This is a genomic window from Massilia sp. SYSU DXS3249 (genome assembly GCF_053668055.1).
Genome location: NZ_JBSIPX010000010.1, coordinates 1 through 17,339 on the forward strand (window position 1 = coordinate 1; position 17,339 = coordinate 17,339).

The window sequence follows — 17,339 nt, forward strand, 5'->3', positions numbered from 1 at the left end:
CTGGGGCGGTTCCGGTGCGGGGAAGGGGGGGGGCCAGGGCGGGGCCCGCGCGCCCGCCCCGGCCCCCGCCCCCCCGCCCCCCCCGACGCGGTAGTCGGGGCCGAGGATGGCGCGGCAGACCGCCATCACCCAGGGGTGAGAGATGATGTCGGCGAAGCCCGATATGCGTTCCGGGTGCACTTCCACGTAATAGCGGTTCGGCCCGCGCGCGAGGGCGCCGCCGGGCTGGCGCTGGGCTTCGTCGAACAGGGTGGCGATGTCGGCGCCGAGTCGCTCGACCCAGGCGCGTTCGAACGCGCCCTTGCAGGCGATGATGCCGTCGCCGTACAGGCCGCCCATGATCGCGGCCTCGTCGTACGGTGGGGTGGTGGTCTGGCTGGTCACGGTACTCTCCTTCGGTCTGGACCGGTTGAGGTGCCATGTTACTGCGAAAAACCGGCGCGGGTCGCCTACGGTGCGCGCCGCGCCTGCCATTGCCGCCTGCCCTTGCCGCCTGCTCCTACCGCCCTCCGCGCCAGTCCAGGGTCAGCAACAGCGCGCCCATGCGCGGCCAGCACAGCCGGCTCACCTGATCGCGCCCGGCCCAGCGAAAGCCGTCCGTCTCCGGCGTCGGCCGCCCCGTCGCATGGTGCGGGAAAAAGCTGTTGCAGGACAGGTGAGACAGGTCGCCCAGTTCGTCGCCGGCCTCGACCCGGTACAGGTGCAGGCGCTTGTCGCGCCGGTAGTCGAACTGCCCGAGGTCCTCGAAGCGCGCGGCCTCGAAGCCGATCCCGGCCTCCTCGCGCAGCTCGCGCATTGCCGCCTCGAGGGTGGTTTCGCCCGGGTCCTGCATGCCCTTCGGGATGTCCCAGGCGGCGGTGCCGGTCACGTGGCAGAGCAGCAGCTCGCCTTCCGCATTGAAGACCAGGGTGCCGCAGGACACGGTGTATTTGCTCATCTGCTTCCTTGTGCTTGAACCTGTCCGGCACGCGCGCTCCGGGTGGCCGCGGCCAGCGCCTGCGCCAGCGCTTCCAGGCTGACCGGCTTGGTCAGGTGCTGGTCGAAGCCGGCGTCCTGCGAGAGCGTCATGTCGCTGGCCGCGCCCCAGCCGGTCAGCGCCACCAGCACCGCGCCGGACGTGCGCGGGTCGGCGCGCAGCGCGCGCGCCAGTTCGTGCCCGTTCATGCCGGGCAGGCCGATGTCGAGCAGGGCCAGGTCGGGCCGGAAGCGGCGCGCCTCCTGCAGCCCGGCCAGGCCGTCCTGGGTCATGCGGGTTTCGTGTCCGAGCACGGTCAACAGGGCGACCAGGCTCTCGGCCGCATCGACATTATCGTCGACCACCAGCACCCGCAGGCGCTGCGCCCCGGCTGCTTCGATGCCCGGCGCGCCGCCCGCCGCCTCCCCGGCCTCGTCCTGGCGCAGCGGCAGGCTGACGGTGAAGGTGCTGCCATGCCCGCGCCCGGCGCTGAAGGCCTGCACCCGCCCGCCGTGCAGCTCGACCAGGCGGCGCACCAGCGACAGCCCGATGCCGAGCCCGCCCTGCGCCCGGTCCAGGCTGCTGCGCACCTGGGTGAACATCTCGAACACCGAACCGATGGCGTCCGGCGCAATGCCGACCCCGCTGTCGGTGACCGCCACCTGCGCCTGGCCATCCTCGCGCCAGGCCGAGACCTTGATCCGCCCGCCGGCGGGCGTGTACTTGGCCGCGTTGTTGAGCAGGTTGGCCAGCACCTGCACCAGGCGCGTCGGATCGGCCAGCAGCGGCAGCGGCGCGTCCGGCAGGTCGACCGCCAGCTGGTGACCGCCGGCCTGCACCAGCGCGTTGCTGGTTTCGATCGCCATCTGCACCACCAGCCGCAGGTCCACCGGCTCCGTCTTGAGTTCGATGCGGCCGCGCGTGATGCGGGCGATGTTGAGCAGGTCGTCGACCAGGTGGATCAGCTGGCCCAGCTGGCGGTCCATCATCCCGTGCACGCGGGCGCTGGACGCGGCGTCGCCCGGGGCCATGCGCAGCAGGTCGAGCCCGGTGCGGATCGGCGCCAGCGGGTTGCGCAGTTCGTGGGCCAGCGTGGCCAGGAATTCGCTCTTGCGGTGGTCGGCCTCGGACAGGTCGGCGGCGATGCGGCGCAGTTCGTTTTCGGCGCGCTTCTGTTCCGTGATGTCGCGCGTGATCGTGGCCAGGCCGAGGTGGGCGCCGTCCGCCCCGTGCACCGCGAAGCCCTTGAAATAGACCGGCAGCGGCTCGGGAGTGTTCGTGGACGGCGCGAACTGCAGTTCGCCTTCCCATTTCTGCAGGGGCCCGTTCAGCGCCGGCAGCACCTCGGCGCGCACGAAGGGACGGCAGTCGCGCGCGAAGAAGTCGAGCAGGCGGGTGTCGCCGATGTCGGCATCCGGTGCGACGCAGCCCATCGCGCGCCCGGCCGGGTTCAGGTAAAGGCCGGCGCCGCCCGGCGCGAAGATGCCGATGAAGTCCGAGGACTGCTCGGCCACCGCTGCCAGGCGGCGCACCCCCTCCTCCGCCTGGCGGCGCTCGCTCTGGTCGCGCAGGTAGAGGGCGATGCCCGCGCCCGGCGTCGGGAAGCAGCTGATCTCGTACCAGCCGCCCCAGACAGGTAAAAAGGCTTCGCTGCGCGAGCCGGCGCGCTCGAGGGCGCAGCGGCGGCAGGCGCGTTCCTGCGCGCTGCCCTGCCATTCGGGGAACAGGTCCCAGAACACCTGGCCCATCAAGTCGGCGCGCGCCAGCCCCGTGATGCGTTCGGCGGCGGCATTCGCATAGCCGATGCGCCAGGCGCCGTCCATGGCGAGGAAGCCGTCGGTCATGCTCTCCAGGATCACGTCCGAGCGCTCCTCGGCCGCGCGCCGCGCCAGGGCCTCCTCGCGCTGGCCGATCACCAGCGAGGCGGTGTTGGCCAGCAGCGCCATCGCCTCGGCGTCGCGCGCCGCGCGCCCGGCACCGATGGCGCCGGCGCGGTAATACCAGCTGAAGGCGCCCAGCACCGCCCCGCTGGGCGCCAGGATCGGCAGCGCGCGGCCGGCCTGCAGGCCGGCTTCCAGCGCGGGGGCGCGGGCGGCTTCCCAGAGCGGGTCGGTGGCGATGTCCGGGCAATCGACCGGCTCGCTGCGCCAGGCGGCCGTACCGCCGGCTCCGCCGAGGGGTGCGGCGCCGATCGCGTCGAGCGCCTCACGGAGCGGCGCGGGCAGGCTCGGCGCGGCGGCGTGGCGCAGGCGCTCGCCCACTTCCATCAGCTGGATGCCGGCCAGCGCGGCGCCGCCGGCGTATTCCTCGGCCGTGCGCGCCAGCAGGTCCAGCACGTCGCCCAGCGGGGCATTCGACACCGCCAGTTCGAGCGCCCCGCGCTGGCCGAGCGTGAGCAGGGTCGCGCGCGTGCGTTCGGTGACGTCGACGCCGTGCACCAGCACGCCCGAGATGTCCCCGCCCGCTTCGCGCAGCGCCATGTAGACGAAGTCGACGTAATAGGTTTCGAGGCCGTCGCCGGCCTGCAGCAGCAGGCGCACGTTGCTGCCCTGGTAGGTGTCGCCGGTGCGGTAGACGCCCTCGACCAGTTCGAAGAAGCCCTGGCCAGCCATCTCGGGCAGCGCAGCGCGCAGGGGACTGCCCAGCAGCGCCCGGCCTCCCACGAGGCAGGCGAAACGCTCGTTGGCCATCTCGAACACCAGTTCCGGCCCGCGCATCACGGCCATGAAGGCGGGCGCCTGGTAGAAGATGTCGCGCATGCGCCCGGTGCTGGCGTCGAGCGCGCGCTCGCTGCTGGCCAGGCGCTCGGCCGCCAGGTGCTCCGCGGTGGCGTCGCGGATGATCTTGGCGTAGCCGCACAGCCGCCCCCCGTCGTGCAGCGGAATCATGACGCCGTCGGCGAAGAAGCGGCTGCCGTCGCGCCGCAGGTGCCAGCGCCGGTCCTGGGCGCGGCCGCTGGCGCGGGCGCCGGCCGCTTCTTCCTCCGGCCGCCCGGCGGCCCGGTCCTCCTGCGTGAAAAGGATGTCGGCCGACTGGCCGTGCGCCTCCGCGGCGCTCCAGCCGGTGATCGCCTGCGCCCCCGCCTCCCAGGAGGTGATGCGGCGCGCCTCGTCGGTGCCGATGACGGCGTAATCGTGCAGGTTATCGAGGATCAGGCGGATGCGGTCCTGTCCGATGCGCTCCGGGTCCATGCCGCGCGCCTGCTCGCGCCGCGCCAGTTCCACGTTCTTGCGGAACAGGTCGACGAAGACCGCGGCCTTGGCGCGCAGGGCCTGCGCGTGCAGCGGCTTGGTGAGGTAGTCGACGGCGCCGAGCCCATAGGCGCGGTCGAGCGGCGCGTCGTCGGCGTCGCCCGCGGTGAGGAACATGATCGGCACCGAGCGCGCGCGCGGGTGCTGGCGTATCAGTTCGGCCGTCTGGAAGCCGTCCAGGGTCGGCATCTGCACGTCGAGCAGGACCAGGGCGAATTCGTGCTCGAGCAGCGCGCGCAAGGCCGCCTCGCCCGATCCGACCGCCACCAGGCTGTCGGCCAGGCCGGCCAGGATCGCTTCCAGCACGGCCAGGTTGGCCGGCTGGTCGTCGACCAGGAGGATGCGGGCAGGGACGGCTGGGCTCATCGGTTGGGCGCCGCTGGGGCGCGCGCTCGTCTCGATGGCGGCCGCTGCCACATGGGCGATGTGCGCGAGGTTGCAAAGAAAGCAATGTATGCCCCGGCCTTCCGATTGTCAATTGTGCGCACGGTTCTGCCGGGGCACCGCACACTGGTGCCTTTGTTCCGCCCGACCTGGCTGGACCTGCACGGAGCCGCAATGGATGTTAGCTTTCTCGACAATACCCTCGAGCGCTGGGCGATCGCGATCGCCATCGCGCTCGGCGCCACGCTGGCGATGCACTGGGTGCGCCGCTTCGCCCTGCACAAGATGACCGCGCTGTCGCAGCGCACCCCGACCATGGCGGACGACCTGGTGGCCAAGATGCTGCGCAAGACCTATGTCCTGGTGCTGCTGGCGATGGCCGTCCACCTCGGCGCCCTGGCGCTGGACCTGACCGAGAAGCAGCGCCTGATCACCTCACGGGTCTCGATCACGGCTCTGATCCTGCAGCTGGCAATCTGGGGCGACACCCTGCTGCGTGCCTGGCGCGACTACCAGCCGGCAGGCGACGGCCGCAAGGCTTCGCGCACCATCGTCTGCTTCCTGCTGCGCCTGACGCTGTGGGTGGTGGCCTTCCTGATGGTGCTCGATAACTTCGGCTTCAACATCACCGCCCTGGTGGCCAGCCTCGGGATCGGCGGCATCGCCGTCGCGCTGGCGGTGCAGAACATCCTGGGCGACCTGTTCGCCTCGCTCTCGATCATGCTCGACAAGCCCTTCGAGATAGGCGACTTCATCATCGTCGGCGACGTGCTCGGCTCGGTCGAGCACATCGGCCTGAAGACCACCCGCCTGCGCGGGCTGGGCGGCGAGCAGGTTATCTTCTCGAACGGCGACCTGCTCAAAGCGCGCATCCACAACCACAAGCGCATGGAGTCGCGCCGCGTCGCTTTTGTCCTGCGCGTGGCCTACGGCGCCAGCGAACAGCAGTTGGCGCGCGTGCCCGAACTGGTGCGCGAGGTGGTCATGGCACAGCCGACCGCCGCCTTCGAGCGCGCGCACTTCTTCAACTTCGCCGAGTGGTCGCTCAATTTCGAGGTCGTCTACCACTTCCAGAGCCCGGACTACCTCGCCCACATGGACACCCAGCAGGCGATCCTGCTCGACATCTACCGCCGCTTCGAACGCGAAGGCATCCGCTTCGCCCATCCCCTGTCCATCGTCCGCCTCGCCGACGCCGAACAGCTGGTGCGCCCGCAGCCTGTGCACCCGGTGCCGGCGGCCGTGCGGCATTAGTGAGGTGTCGGGGTTCGTAGGGTGGGCTCTCGAGCCCACGCGGTGCGCCTCCCGCCGATCGAAACGGATCGCGAAGCCCCCGCGCGGCATGCATTCACCACCGCCGTCACGATCAGGCCGTTCGCAGTGCCATCCCGCGTGGGCTCGAGAGCCCACCCTACGTGATGTAGCCGGCGGCAGCACGTAGGGTGGTCGGCTCCACCCGGGTGCATGCGTCCATGCGGCAGTGGCGCCGCCCACGCGTTCAACCAGCGCGTGATCAATCCCAACGCTTGCTGGCACGGTTCGCCATATCGAGGGCTGGTTGAACGCGTGGACGGGAAACCCGTCCACCCTACGTCCCTCCGGCATCCACTACGGCTTCCCCCGCACGCAAAAAAGCCCGCCGGGCGCAGGCCGGGCGGGCTTTGTTCAGGCGCCGGGGCGCCTCATGCGTCAGCTGCTTAGGCAGCCTTGGTCTGGGCATCCGCCACGGTAACCGGGCTGACGCGGGCGGCGATGCCGGCTTCGAGCACGGCGCTGGCGCGGGCCTTGGTGGCCGGGGCGGTGGTGCTGATCAGCTCGTGCATGCGCGAGGCGGTCTTGTCCCACGAGGTGTTGGCGACGATGTCGCACATGCGCTCGACCATCGCGCGCTTTTCGTCCTCGCTCATGGCCAGCATGCGTTCGCAGGCGGCGATGTACTCTTCCGGCGTCGAGGCGATGGCGACGACGTCGCCGTACGGGACCTTGACGTCGGTGATCGGGGTCGAGACGCTCGGCTTTTCGGCGGCCATGTACTCCAGCACCTTGGTCGGCGAGATGAACTTGGTCGAATCGTTCATGGCGAACGGCAGCAGGCAGACATCCCAGCCGGCCAGGAATTTCGGCAGTTCGTCATAGTTGCGCTGGCCCATGTAGTGGACGTTCTCGCCGCGCGGCAGTTCGGCCGGGTCGATCTTGACCACCGGGCCGACCAGCACGATCTGCCATTCCGGATGGGCTTCTGCCATGCGGCGCACCAGTTCGGTGTCGAAGCGCTCGTCGATGACGCCGTAGAAGCCGAGGCGCGGGCCGGGGATGTTGGCCTGCTCCGGGTGCGAGATCGCGCTGTCGAGGGCCTGGCGGAAGTGCTTGGCGTCGACGCTGCTCGAGAAGCAGTGCGCGTTCGCGTGGCGGTCCTTCTTGGCTTCGTACAGGCTCGGGCCGCCGGTGAAGACGAGGTCGGCGATGCCCAGCAGGGCCGATTCGCGCTGCAGCAGCTGCTTCGGCGGGTTCTTGAAGGCGGCCAGCTCGTCCATGCAGTCGTAGACGACCAGCGACGGGTTCAGGCCCTGCAGCAGCGGTAGTGCCATCGGGGTGTAGAACCAGACGACCGGGCGTTCGCCGGCCGGCACCAGGTCGGCCAGCAGGCCTTGCAGGGTCGGGATCTGGTCGTCGTGGAAACCGTGGGCGTGGATGTTGGTATGCGGGCGGCACACCGTGATGTTCGGCGCGACGGCCGTCTTCTGCAGGTGTGCTGCTCCCTCGCTATGTACCGGTTCCTCCACAAGCAGGATCTGGTAGTGTTCCGCCAGTCGCGTCATCAGGTGCTGGGGGCGTTGGAAGACGAAGTCCCAGCGCAGGTGGCAAAACACGATAAGGGTCGGCATGTTGATTTCCTCTCGCCTTGGTGGCGCTTTAGTTGATCTTGGGTCCGAGGCGCAAGGGCTGCAGCGGCAGTTGAACACGCTGAACCTTGACGCCGGATCGAAGCATCGTAACATGCAAATTTGCCATGATTTTCATTTATGCATTGCAACATTAGCCAGCAGAACAGTCTTTTCGGCAAGGCAGAGCATTTCCTCATAGGAGAGCCCGGTATCGTCAGGAATTTTTTGTAGGTAATGTCCTACGCATAGACAAGAAAATCCACTACGAAAACTCATCTATACAGGAGGCGCGCGCAACCGTGCGCAGCCCTGAAAACGGCCGCTGGGGCGGCTTTTCCGTGTCCCCGCGGCAGCGCCCGGCCCTGCAAAGACTGTCGGCATGCACGTACAAAAACGGCGCCCGCGCGCACGCTGCAGCGCAGCAGAATGCGGCGCCGCAGCGGAAAGAAGGAGGATTGTTAGCGGGGCCGGACAGGCCCCGGCGGAGGCGACTTACGCCGGTGGATAAGGCTGGGCGCCTTCCGGATGGCCGTCTTCGCTGAAGCCGTCGGCGGTGGAGACGTCGTCGATGCCCAGCGTGCCGAGGGCGTCGCACAGCTCGTCGATTTCGGCGCCGATGTCGGCCGCGAGGTCGGTCGCCTTGGCCACGCCGCCCCAGGGCGGGCCGCCGTCGAGCGCGTACAGGTTCACGCGCAGCTCGATGTGCTCGCCGGCGTCCTGGGGCGCGACCACGGCACGCACCGCGTCGGGGGCGAGCTCCTTGCCGGCCAGCAGGCGGCTGATGTCGGACAGGGTGCGGAGCATGGCCAGTTCGGCGACGCCCTGCTCTTTCGCGCCGTGGAACAGGTCCTGGTAGAGGAAGTTCACGTTCAGGCGCTCGGGATCGGCGGCCAGGCAGCGCCGCACCAGGGGCGCCACACGCTCGGTCCAGGCGCGGTAGCGGCGCATGCGGTCGGCGAAATACACGTCGGCGCCCACCTCGTCCCCGGGCACGGCGTAGAACGGGTCGTCGACGCGCTTGAGCGAGAAGCCCAGCAGGAAGCGCAGCTCCATCGCCGCCTCGTCGGGCGCGACCGGCTCGCCGGTCCAGCCGCGGATGCTGCTTTCCAGCAGCGGCGCCGGCGCCGGCTTCTTGCTGCCGAGGGTGGCGGCCGCTTCGCGCAGCAGTTCCTGCAGCGTGCTGTAGCCGATGTGGTCGACCTCGGCCAGGTCGTAAGCGTGGCGCACCAGGGCCACTTTCGCGCGCGGGCTATCGAGCTCCAGCGCGACGAAGCTGGCCGCCAGCTCCGCATAGGCCTCGTCGTCCGCGAAGTTCTCCCGGGCCGCCAGGCCGCCCGTGCTTTGCACGAACAGCGGGATCAGGAAGGCGTCGATCTCGAACTCGGGCTCGCCTTCGCGGCGGATGCGCAGCGTGGCCGCCTCCTCGCCGATCGTGGCGCGCAGCAGGCGGCAGGCTTCGGGGTCGGTAAAGCGCGCCAGTTCGATGGCGCCGTACAGCGCCTCGTCGTGCTTCCTGCGCAGCGCGCGCCGGATCGCGACGACCAGCTCTTCCTTGTGGCCGGCCGATCCTTCCGGGTCGACGTCCTCGCCCTCGGCGACTTCGAGCGCGAGGTCGGCCAGGGCCTGCGCCTGGGCCTCCAGGTCGGGTTCGGCGGCGGTGCCTGGCTTGCGCGGCACGGGCTTCTTGTTCTTCGGCATAGTCGATGGTGTCAATGTTGGAGCCGCCATGGTAGCGCATCGGCGCCCGGGACAGGCGTGCGTTCTCCCTGCTCTCGTGCCGCGCCCTGCTCCCGGCTTGGTCTCAGCCGGCCCGCTCGGCCTCCGGCGCCACGTGCACGCCGGCCAGCGCGGCCAGGATTTCCTCGGGTTCGGCGGGCTTGGCGATGTGCAGGTCGAAGCCGGCTTCGCGCGCCCGCGCCTTGTCGGCCAGTTGGCCATAGCCGGTCAGCGCGATCAGGAGGGTGGTTGCGAACTGGGGCATGGCGCGCAGGCGCCGCGCCAGTTCGTAGCCGTTCATGTCGGGCAGGCCGATGTCGAGGATGAAGACGTCGGGACGCTCGAACGCCGCCCACTCGAGGGCGCTGCCGGCGTCGTAATAGGTCGATACCAGGTGGTCGCCGGCCGCCTCGAGCAGCAGCGACAGGCTGACCGCCGCATCGATGTTGTCGTCGACCAGCATCACGCGCAGCGCCACCGGCGCCGCGTCGCGCGATCGGCGCGGCGCCATCGGCGGCGAGAGGGCCGACAGGGCCGCCAGCTCGAGCTTGAGCGGCAGGCGCACCGTGAAGATGCTGCCGCCGCCGCGGCCCGGGCTGCTGGCGTCGACCGAGCCGCCGTGCAGGTGCACCAGGCTGCGCACCAGGGCCAGGCCCAGGCCCAGGCCGCCCTGGGCGCGGTCGGCCTTGCGTTCGCCCTGCGAGAACAGGTCGAACACCCGCGGCAGGAGTTCGGCGGTGATCCCCTCGCCGTCGTCGGCCACGCTCAGGCTGGCTTCGTCGCCGCTGCTGGCGAGCGACAGCTGGATGTTGCCGTGCTCGGGCGTGTACTTGGCGGAGTTGGTCAGCAGGTTGGCCACCACCTGGGTCAGGCGGGTCTGGTCGCCGCGCACGTTGACCGGATGCTGCGGCAGGCGCAGCTCCAGGCGGTGCTGGCGCTCTTCCAGCAGCGGCCGGGTCTGCTCGACGGCGCGCTCGACGACATTGCGCAGGTCGACCTCCTCCAGGTTCAGCGTCACCAGCCCGCGCGTCACGCGCGACACGTCGAGCATGTCGCCCAGCAGGCGGTTCATGTGCTCGACCTGGCGGCTGATCACGTCGCCGGCATAGCGCGCGCGGTGGCCGTCGACGTCGGGCATCTTGAGCAGCTGGGCGGCAGTGATGATCGGCGCCAGCGGGTTGCGCAGCTCGTGGCCGAGCATGGCGAGGAACTGGTCTTTCGCGCGGTTTTCCTCTTCCGCCGTCTGGCGCGCATGGGTTTCGCGCTCGAGCTGGGACTGGCGCTCGTTGCCGGCGCTGTCGCGAAACGCCTGGGCGCGGCGCAGCTCGGCCCCGGCCTGGCGCAGGGAGGCCAGCAGGCGGTCGATCTCGAGGATGCGCGAGCGCAGCTTGGGCGGGGTTTCGCCGCGCCCGAGCATGCCGGCGGCATCGACCGCACGCGCCATCGAGCGGGTATAGCTGCGCGCCAGCCAGGCGGCGGCCGCGCAGGAGCAGGCCAGCGCCGCCAGCAGGGCCAGCGCCGCCTGGCGCTTGACGCCGCCGGGCTGGACGACGACGGCGGCGGGCAGCACCGAAGCCGGGACCGCTACCGCGACCAGCCAGCCCGAACGCGCCGCATGGGTGAAGACGGTCTTCGACGGGGCGCCATAGCGCATCGGCAGGTCCAGCACGCCGCTGGCCTGGGTGGCCGCGGCCGCCACCAGGGGCGCCGGCGCTTCCTGGCCGACCAGGTCGGGAGTGCCGAGGTTGGACGCGACCAGGTGGCCGTCGCGGTCGACGATGTCGACCTGCCAGTCGGCCGGCAGACGGGCGTCGGCCAGCAGCTGGCGGAAATGGTGGGTGCTGAAACTGACGACCAGGGCGTAGCGCTTGCCGCCGGCCTGCGCCCCGACGGCGACGGCCGTCGACAGGCGCCCGCTGTCGCGCCCGGGCGTGACGTCGGCGATGAAGGGGCGGTCCTGCCTGAACAAATCGTCGAGGAAAGGCGGCGGCGGGCCTTTCGGCAAGGGGGTGCCGGGCGGCTCCAGGGTATTGACCAGCTCGGCGCCGCGCTCGTCCAGCAGGACGGCCCAGCTCGACGGCCCAGGCGCGGCCAGCTTCGCCATGCCCTGGAAGGCATCGAGGTCGCCCTTGGCCAGCGCCGGCGAGCCTGCCAGCACGCGCAGCGCCGCGCCGGCGTCCGACAATTCGTCGTCGACCAGCAGCGCCACCCGCTGCGACGACTGCATCACGCGCGCCATCCCGGCCTCGTTCCCCGCCTCGTCCAGCAAGCGCAGGACGAAACCGGCGAACAGGATCACCGGAACCAGGATTGCTGCGGCCATCAGGTACAGGTAGGCACGGATTTGCATCGCGGGCTCACAGATCGGCGGCCCTCGACATGACGGCCAGCAAATCGATGATACCAACACTACAAGGTAAATCAACAGAAGAGTGGAGAATTGGTAATCCCAGCATCAAAAGTTCTTTTTTTCCACCCAGAACGCATGACGAGGGCCGCAATGTTGGCGTTTTCGCCAACATTGCGGGGCTCGCCGTGCTGGGCGGTGTTATGCTTCGCTCATCGTAACCGCGCCCCACGCGCCCCAGCCGGAGACCCGCCCTTGAGCCTCGACACATTCTTCAAACTGAAGGAAAGCGGCAGCGACGTTCGCACCGAACTGCTCGCCGGCCTGACCACCTTCCTGACGATGGCCTACATCATCTTCGTCAACCCGTCGATCCTGGGCGACGCCGGCATGCCGAAGGAAGCCGTGTTCGTCGCCACCTGCCTGGTGGCGGCCCTCGGCAGCGCCGTGATGGGCCTGTACGCCAACTACCCGATCGGCATGGCGCCGGGCATGGGCCTGAACGCCTATTTCGCCTATGCCGTCGTGCTGGGCATGGGCGTGGCCTGGCCGGCCGCGCTCGGCGCCGTGTTCATTTCGGGCTGCCTGTTCATCCTGGTGTCGGTGCTGGGGCTGCGCGGCGCCATCGTCAACGGCATCCCGCATTCGCTGCGGGTGGCCATCACGGTCGGCCTGGGCATGTTCCTGGCCCTGATCGCGCTGAAGAACGCCGGCATCGTGGTCGGCAGCGAGCCGACCCTGGTCAAGGCCGGCGACCTGCATGCGCCCCCCGCCGTGATGGCCGTCTTCGGTTTCCTGCTGATCGTCACCCTCGACCGCCTGAAGGTGCGCGGCGCGATCCTGATCGGGATCATCGCCGTCACCATCCTCTCATTCTTCTTCGGCGGGAATACCTTCAAGGGCGTGTTCTCGCTGCCGCCCTCGATCGAGCCCACCCTGTTCGCGCTCGACATCCCGGGGGCGCTCTCGGTCGGCATCCTGAACGTGGTGCTGGTGTTCTTCCTGGTCGAGCTGTTCGACGCGACCGGCACCCTGATGGGCGTGGCCAGCCGCGCCGGCCTGCTGGTCGAAGGCAAGATGGAACGCCTGAACAAGGCGCTGCTGGCCGACAGCGGCGCGATCGTCGCCGGCGCCGCCCTCGGCACCTCGAGCACCACCGCCTACATCGAAAGCGCGGCCGGGGTCCAGGCCGGCGGACGCACCGGGCTCACGGCGCTGGCCGTGGCCCTGCTGTTCCTGGCCTGCCTGTTCATCGCGCCGCTGGCCGGCGTGGTGCCCGCCTACGCGACCGCGCCCGCGCTGCTGTTCGTCGCCTGCCTGATGCTGCGCGACCTCGGCGACATCGAATGGGGCGACACCACCGAAAGCATCCCGGCGGCGATCACCGCGCTGGTGATCCCGTTCACCTATTCGATCGCGGAAGGCATCGCCTTCGGTTTCATCACCTATGCCGCGCTGAAGCTGACCACGGGCCGCGCGCGCGAGGTCAAGCCCATCGTCTGGATCATTGCCGCGGCGTTCATTTTCAAGATCGTCTACGTCGGTACCTGAAGCGCCTGCGGCTGAGTGGCGCGAACGCCTCGATCGGGCTCGATTCGAGCGTTCGCCTGGCCTCGAAGCCGCACTGATGCTGCTTCTGGGATACAATCGTCGCCGAGCCCCACTGCCGCCTGGCGAGCACCGGCGCTCTTTCCCGAACGACCGGCCGGCCCTCCGCACAAGCCGATGGGCCGGCGCGCAGCCGCATACATGCTTATGAAATCATTTCCGTTGTACGCGCTGGCCCTCCTCGGCCTGGCGCATGGCACTGCCGCCGCCGGCGGCGGTGCGGCCGACGACCTGCCCCAGATCGGCACCATCCACAGCGCGCTGACCGTGGCGCGTCCCGACACCATCCCCGAGGGAACCTGGTTCACCTCGGCCGAGCTCGGCGCCATCAATACCTCGGGCAATACCACCGGCACCTCGATCAGCGGCAAGATCGACGCCCGCCACGAGACGGCCGACTGGAGCAACGAGTACATCGTCAGCGGCTTCTTCAAGGAAGACGAGATCGTCGACGACGACGGCGAGCGCTACCGCCAGCGTTCGGCCGAGCGCTGGGCGCTGTCGGCCAAGGCCGCCTACAAGCTGATGAACGAAGGCAGCCGCGCCTTCGTCCTCGGCTCGCACGTGAACGACAAGTTCGGCGCCTATACGCGCTACACCTCATTCGCGGTCGGCCACGGCTCGCAGCTCTACAACACCGAGGACAAGGCGCTCGACGTCGAGATCGGTCCGGGCTATTTCAGCGGCCAGCGCGAGAGCGGCGAAATCGAGAACGGCGTCACGGTGCGCGGCGCTGCCCGTTTCCGCTGGCAGGTCAGCCCCTCGGCCGCCTTCGTCCAGACCGTCAGCGTCGAGCGCGGCACCTCGAACGTGCACTCGATCGCCGAGTCGGCGCTGAGCACCAAGATCAACGACACGATGCAGATGAAGGCCGCCTTCAGCGCCCGCAACGACACCAACGTGCCCGAGGATAAGAAGAACACGGATACGCAGACCTCGCTGACGCTGGTGTATTCGTTCTGATCTCGTAGGGTGGACGGCTCTGCCGGGATGTGGGCATCGACGCTCCGTGCGTGCCGTCCACGCGTTCAACGGCTGCGTGAAACGACGCGAGGTTTCATAAGCCGCTTGAACGCGTGGACGGCGCAATGGCCGCGTGCCCGCCCGCGACAGGGTGGAGCCGTCCACCCTACAGCCCTGCCTCACCGCGTCATGCGCCGCCTGTCCCCATGGCGCTGGTGCTTGGTCGAACACAGCACCCGCCGCGCGACGCCGCGCGGCACGCCGGCAAGCTGCATGAAGGCGAAGGCCGCGTGCATCCCGTCCGTTTCGAGGATCTTCAAGGCGCGATCCACACGGGCGGCCATGTGCGTGTCGGCGCGTGGGTCGGCATGTTGAATTTCAGACATGCAATAGACTCCCAACACGTGTTTCCCAGGCCATCCATGCTAGCAAACGCGCCGGTGCGTGGCGCGCGTTTGCCCGGATAAAACACCCGGCAGGCGGCCTCGACGGCCACTCGACAGGCCGCCCCTGGGCCGTTCCCGCTCAGGCCTGCGGCTCGTGCACGTCGTCCACCGTCACCGGTTCGGCCGCGATCTTTTCCTCGGCCAGCTTGTGATCGTCCTCGTCCGCCGCCAGCCCCTCCTGCTCGGCGCCGCGCACGCGGTCGTAGACCAGTTCCACCAGCACCGGGAAGTGGTCCGAGCCGAAGTGCGGCAGCCTGCGGATGAAGGACAGCGTGAAATGCCGGCTGTGGAACAGGTGGTCTAGCGGCCAGCGCAGGAACCAGTAGTCGGCGTGGAAGGTGTTGAACATGCCGCGCCCGACGCGCGGGTCGAGCAGGCCGCTGATCTTGCGGAACAGGCGCGTGGTGCGCGACCACGCCACGTCGTTCAGGTCGCCTGCGACGATCACCGGCGTGTCCAGGCCCGCCACGCTTTTCGCCACCACCAGCAGCTCGGCGTCGCGCTCGGTCGACTCGTCGTGCTCGGTCGGGCTGGGCGGCGCCGGGTGCAGGAAATGGATGCGCACCTTGCGCCCGGACGGCAGCACCACCAGCGCGTGCATCGAGGGGATGTCTTCGTCGACCAGGAACTGGATCGCGCCGTCTTCCAGCGGCAGGCGGGAATACACGTGCATGCCGTACAGGTTGTCGAGCGGGCACTTCATCGTGAACCGGTATTCGTCCTCGAGCACGTCGAGCCGCTCCTGCCACCAGGCGTCCGTTTCCAGGGTCACGAAGACGTGCGGATTGTGTTCACGGATCAGCGCGATCAGGCCGTCGGTATTCCGGTTCGGGGTCAGGACATTGGCGGTGAGGATGCGGATGCGCTCGGTCATGTCGCTGCTGACGGCGGTCTTGACCTCGTTCGGGTAGACCCGCAGGTAGGGGAATATCCACCAGGCCTGGTACAGCAGGCAGGCGGCGGTGATGGCGACCAGCACGTCGGAGGTCATGTCGCTCAGGTCGAGCAGAAAGGGTTCGGCGACCAGCACGATCAGCGCGACGATGGCAATCTGCAGCCGCGGGAAATCGAGGTCACGGACCCACCATTCCGTGTGCTTCGACAGGGGCAGCAGGGTCGCTACCAGGATGAGCGCAACCAGCGTTGAAACCAAGGCGAATTGCATGATGGGATGCGTCCTAGAGAAGGTTCAGTTTCTTCATAAAAATGCAATACGGGCAGTATGCCATTGACTTGAAGAACCAGTCTGTACGCTAGCGCGCATCCGTGCGGCGCCTCCTGCCGGGCTTGCGCGATACTGGATGCCCGACCGACAACGCGACCATTGCCACTGCCATGCCCGAACGCACCATGCCCTTCCTGATCTTTTCCCGCAGCGGCTTCGACGACGTCGTTTCCCGCGTCGGGGCCGACGGCGCCGTGCTCTACCTGAATCCCGGCGTGGCGGCCGGCCCCGACATCGCCCCCTTGCGCGAGCGCGGCGTGTCGGTCCACATCCTGCCGCGCAGTTTCGACCCGCAGGTGCCGGGCGAGGTCGAGGAAGCGGCGCTGTTGACCGGGCGCGAGCCTGGCGCGATGTGGATCGAGCACGGCGCCACCGTGCCGCAGGCCGAGCCCGTCGTAGCGGCGTCCGGCCCGGCCCTTGCCGGGGAAGCCCCCGCCCTGCACCGGCGCCTGGCGCGCACCGCCGGCCAGTTCGCGACCGGGGCGCTGCGCCGCCTGCGCGACCAGGGCGTCGGGCGCAACCTGATGGTCCTGCCCTACCACGGCTTCGGCAACGCGCAGCGCCTCTGGGTCAAGGGACGGGTGCTGGACGAATTCAGCTACCGCGAACAGAGCGAACACGACAGCGGCTGGGCGAACCTGGTGGCCTTGTACCGCCGCCTCGAGTCCGACGAGGTGGCGCAGGCCAAAGTCGTGGCGCATTTCGGCGGGAAAACCTACGAAACCGAGACCGACGACGGCGGCTACTTCGAGTTCGACATCGCCGCCGCCGAGCCGCTCGCCGGCGGCTGGCACACGGTGGAACTGGAACTCCCCGAGCACGTGAACCCGGACGGCAGCCCGGTGCGCGCGAGTGCGCAGGCAATCGTGCCGCCGCCGTCGGCGCGCTTCGGCATCATCAGCGACATCGACGACACGGTGCTGTGGACCAACGTCACCAACAAGCTCAACATGGCACTGATGCTGGCCCGGACCAACCACCACACCCGCAAGCCCTTCAAGGGCGTGGCCGCCTTCTACCGCGCCCTGCACGACGGCGTGGGCGGCAACGAGGGCAACCCGCTGTTCTACGTCTCCAGCAGTCCCTGGCACCTGTTCGGCCCGCTGGTCGACTTCCTGCGCCTCCAGGACATTCCGCTCGGCCCCCTGCTGCTGCGCGAACTGAAAGTGCGCGACCTGCTCTCCAAGGACCACAGCCACAAGCTCGACAAGATCGAGCTGATCATGAGTTATTACCCCGGGATGCAGTTCGTCCTGATCGGCGACAGCGGCGAACAGGACCCGGAGATCTATACCGAGATCGTCCGCCGCCACCCGACCTCGGTGCGCATGATCTACATCCGCAACGTCAATCCCGACCCGGCGCGCATCGACGCGCTGGACCGCCTGATCGAAGAGGTCAGCAGCACCGGCACCCAGCTGGTGCTGTCGCCGGACAGCGTCTTTGCCGCCTCGCACGCGGCGGCCGAGGGCCTGGTCCGGGTCGACCGGCTGGGGATGGTGCGCTCGGACAAGCGCGAGGACGACGACGCGCAGTCGCCGTCCTGAACCCACATCTGC

At 69.2% G+C, this 17,339-nt stretch carries 11 protein-coding genes and 1 pseudogene; 4 read left to right on the plus strand and 8 right to left on the minus strand.

Translation table 11 applies throughout. From position 1 onward, the window contains the following. The 3 genes and pseudogenes from ACWCIA_RS13050 to ACWCIA_RS13060 all read right to left on the minus strand — a co-directional run. A pseudogene (locus ACWCIA_RS13050) lies at nucleotides 1-384 on the minus strand (phytanoyl-CoA dioxygenase family protein); the annotation flags it as partial. Nucleotides 385-499: 115 nt separating this feature from the next. Next, nucleotides 500-937 carry an NUDIX hydrolase gene (locus ACWCIA_RS13055; protein ID WP_454163855.1) on the minus strand — a complete coding sequence of 146 codons (438 nt, stop codon included), beginning with the start codon at nucleotides 935-937 and terminating at the stop codon, nucleotides 500-502. After that, complete coding sequence (locus ACWCIA_RS13060) at nucleotides 934-4,572, minus strand: hybrid sensor histidine kinase/response regulator (RefSeq protein ID WP_454163857.1); 3,639 nt, start codon at nucleotides 4,570-4,572, stop codon at nucleotides 934-936. Before ACWCIA_RS13060 ends, ACWCIA_RS13055 begins: the two co-directional genes overlap by 4 nt. A gap of 192 nt (nucleotides 4,573-4,764) precedes the next feature. On the opposite strand from ACWCIA_RS13060, the gene ACWCIA_RS13065 reads away from it, so the two are divergent. Next, on the plus strand, nucleotides 4,765-5,844 hold the full coding sequence (locus ACWCIA_RS13065; protein WP_454163859.1) for a mechanosensitive ion channel family protein: 1,080 nt from the start codon (nucleotides 4,765-4,767) through the stop codon (nucleotides 5,842-5,844). A gap of 443 nt (nucleotides 5,845-6,287) precedes the next feature. On the opposite strand, the gene ACWCIA_RS13070 is transcribed toward ACWCIA_RS13065, so the two are convergent. From ACWCIA_RS13070 to ACWCIA_RS13080, 3 genes are all read right to left on the minus strand, one after another. After that, nucleotides 6,288-7,475, minus strand: a complete 1,188-nt coding sequence (locus ACWCIA_RS13070) for a glycosyltransferase (protein ID WP_454163860.1) — start codon at nucleotides 7,473-7,475, stop codon at nucleotides 6,288-6,290. Between the two features lie 492 nt (nucleotides 7,476-7,967). After that, nucleotides 7,968-9,188, minus strand: a complete 1,221-nt coding sequence (locus ACWCIA_RS13075; RefSeq protein ID WP_454163862.1) for a hypothetical protein — start codon at nucleotides 9,186-9,188, stop codon at nucleotides 7,968-7,970. Nucleotides 9,189-9,276: 88 nt separating this feature from the next. Beyond that, nucleotides 9,277-11,541, minus strand: a complete 2,265-nt coding sequence (locus ACWCIA_RS13080) for a hybrid sensor histidine kinase/response regulator (RefSeq protein ID WP_454163864.1) — start codon at nucleotides 11,539-11,541, stop codon at nucleotides 9,277-9,279. 252 nt (nucleotides 11,542-11,793) lie between these two features. Between ACWCIA_RS13080 and ACWCIA_RS13085 the strand changes: the two genes are divergently transcribed. Together ACWCIA_RS13085 and ACWCIA_RS13090 are read left to right on the plus strand one after the other, a co-directional pair. Further along, a complete protein-coding gene (locus ACWCIA_RS13085; protein ID WP_454163866.1) occupies nucleotides 11,794-13,089 on the plus strand; it encodes an NCS2 family permease in 1,296 nt (431 codons plus the stop codon). A 204-nt stretch (nucleotides 13,090-13,293) separates the two neighbouring features. Further along, on the plus strand, nucleotides 13,294-14,109 hold the full coding sequence (locus tag ACWCIA_RS13090) for a DUF481 domain-containing protein (RefSeq protein WP_454163868.1): 816 nt from the start codon (nucleotides 13,294-13,296) through the stop codon (nucleotides 14,107-14,109). Between the two features lie 179 nt (nucleotides 14,110-14,288). Here ACWCIA_RS13090 and ACWCIA_RS13095 read toward each other — a convergent pair whose 3' ends face one another. After that, the gene (locus ACWCIA_RS13095) at nucleotides 14,289-14,495 is read right to left on the minus strand and encodes a hypothetical protein (protein WP_454163870.1); all 207 of its coding nucleotides are present in this window, start codon (nucleotides 14,493-14,495) and stop codon (nucleotides 14,289-14,291) included. A 139-nt stretch (nucleotides 14,496-14,634) separates the two neighbouring features. After that, nucleotides 14,635-15,720, minus strand: a complete 1,086-nt coding sequence (locus ACWCIA_RS13100; protein WP_454163872.1) for an endonuclease/exonuclease/phosphatase family protein — start codon at nucleotides 15,718-15,720, stop codon at nucleotides 14,635-14,637. Between the two features lie 170 nt (nucleotides 15,721-15,890). Here ACWCIA_RS13100 and ACWCIA_RS13105 point away from each other — a divergent pair, with 170 nt between their 5' ends. Then, nucleotides 15,891-17,327 (plus strand): App1 family protein, encoded by a 1,437-nt coding sequence (locus ACWCIA_RS13105; protein WP_454163873.1) that lies wholly within the window; start codon nucleotides 15,891-15,893, stop codon nucleotides 17,325-17,327. Nucleotides 17,328-17,339 lie beyond the last annotated feature (12 nt).

Excerpts from the sequence above, each read along its gene's own strand:
- ACWCIA_RS13055 (WP_454163855.1), bottom strand. The coding sequence starts at position 937 with ATGAGCAAATACACCGTGTCCTGCGGCACCCTGGTCTTCAATGCGGAA.
- ACWCIA_RS13060 (WP_454163857.1), bottom strand. The coding sequence starts at position 4,572 with ATGAGCCCAGCCGTCCCTGCCCGCATCCTCCTGGTCGACGACCAGCCG.
- ACWCIA_RS13065 (WP_454163859.1), top strand. The coding sequence starts at position 4,765 with ATGGATGTTAGCTTTCTCGACAATACCCTCGAGCGCTGGGCGATCGCG.
- ACWCIA_RS13070 (WP_454163860.1), bottom strand. The coding sequence starts at position 7,475 with ATGCCGACCCTTATCGTGTTTTGCCACCTGCGCTGGGACTTCGTCTTC.
- ACWCIA_RS13080 (WP_454163864.1), bottom strand. The coding sequence starts at position 11,541 with ATGCAAATCCGTGCCTACCTGTACCTGATGGCCGCAGCAATCCTGGTT.
- ACWCIA_RS13090 (WP_454163868.1), top strand. The coding sequence starts at position 13,294 with ATGAAATCATTTCCGTTGTACGCGCTGGCCCTCCTCGGCCTGGCGCAT.
- ACWCIA_RS13095 (WP_454163870.1), bottom strand. The coding sequence starts at position 14,495 with ATGTCTGAAATTCAACATGCCGACCCACGCGCCGACACGCACATGGCC.
- ACWCIA_RS13100 (WP_454163872.1), bottom strand. The coding sequence starts at position 15,720 with ATGCAATTCGCCTTGGTTTCAACGCTGGTTGCGCTCATCCTGGTAGCG.
- ACWCIA_RS13105 (WP_454163873.1), top strand. The coding sequence starts at position 15,891 with ATGCCCGAACGCACCATGCCCTTCCTGATCTTTTCCCGCAGCGGCTTC.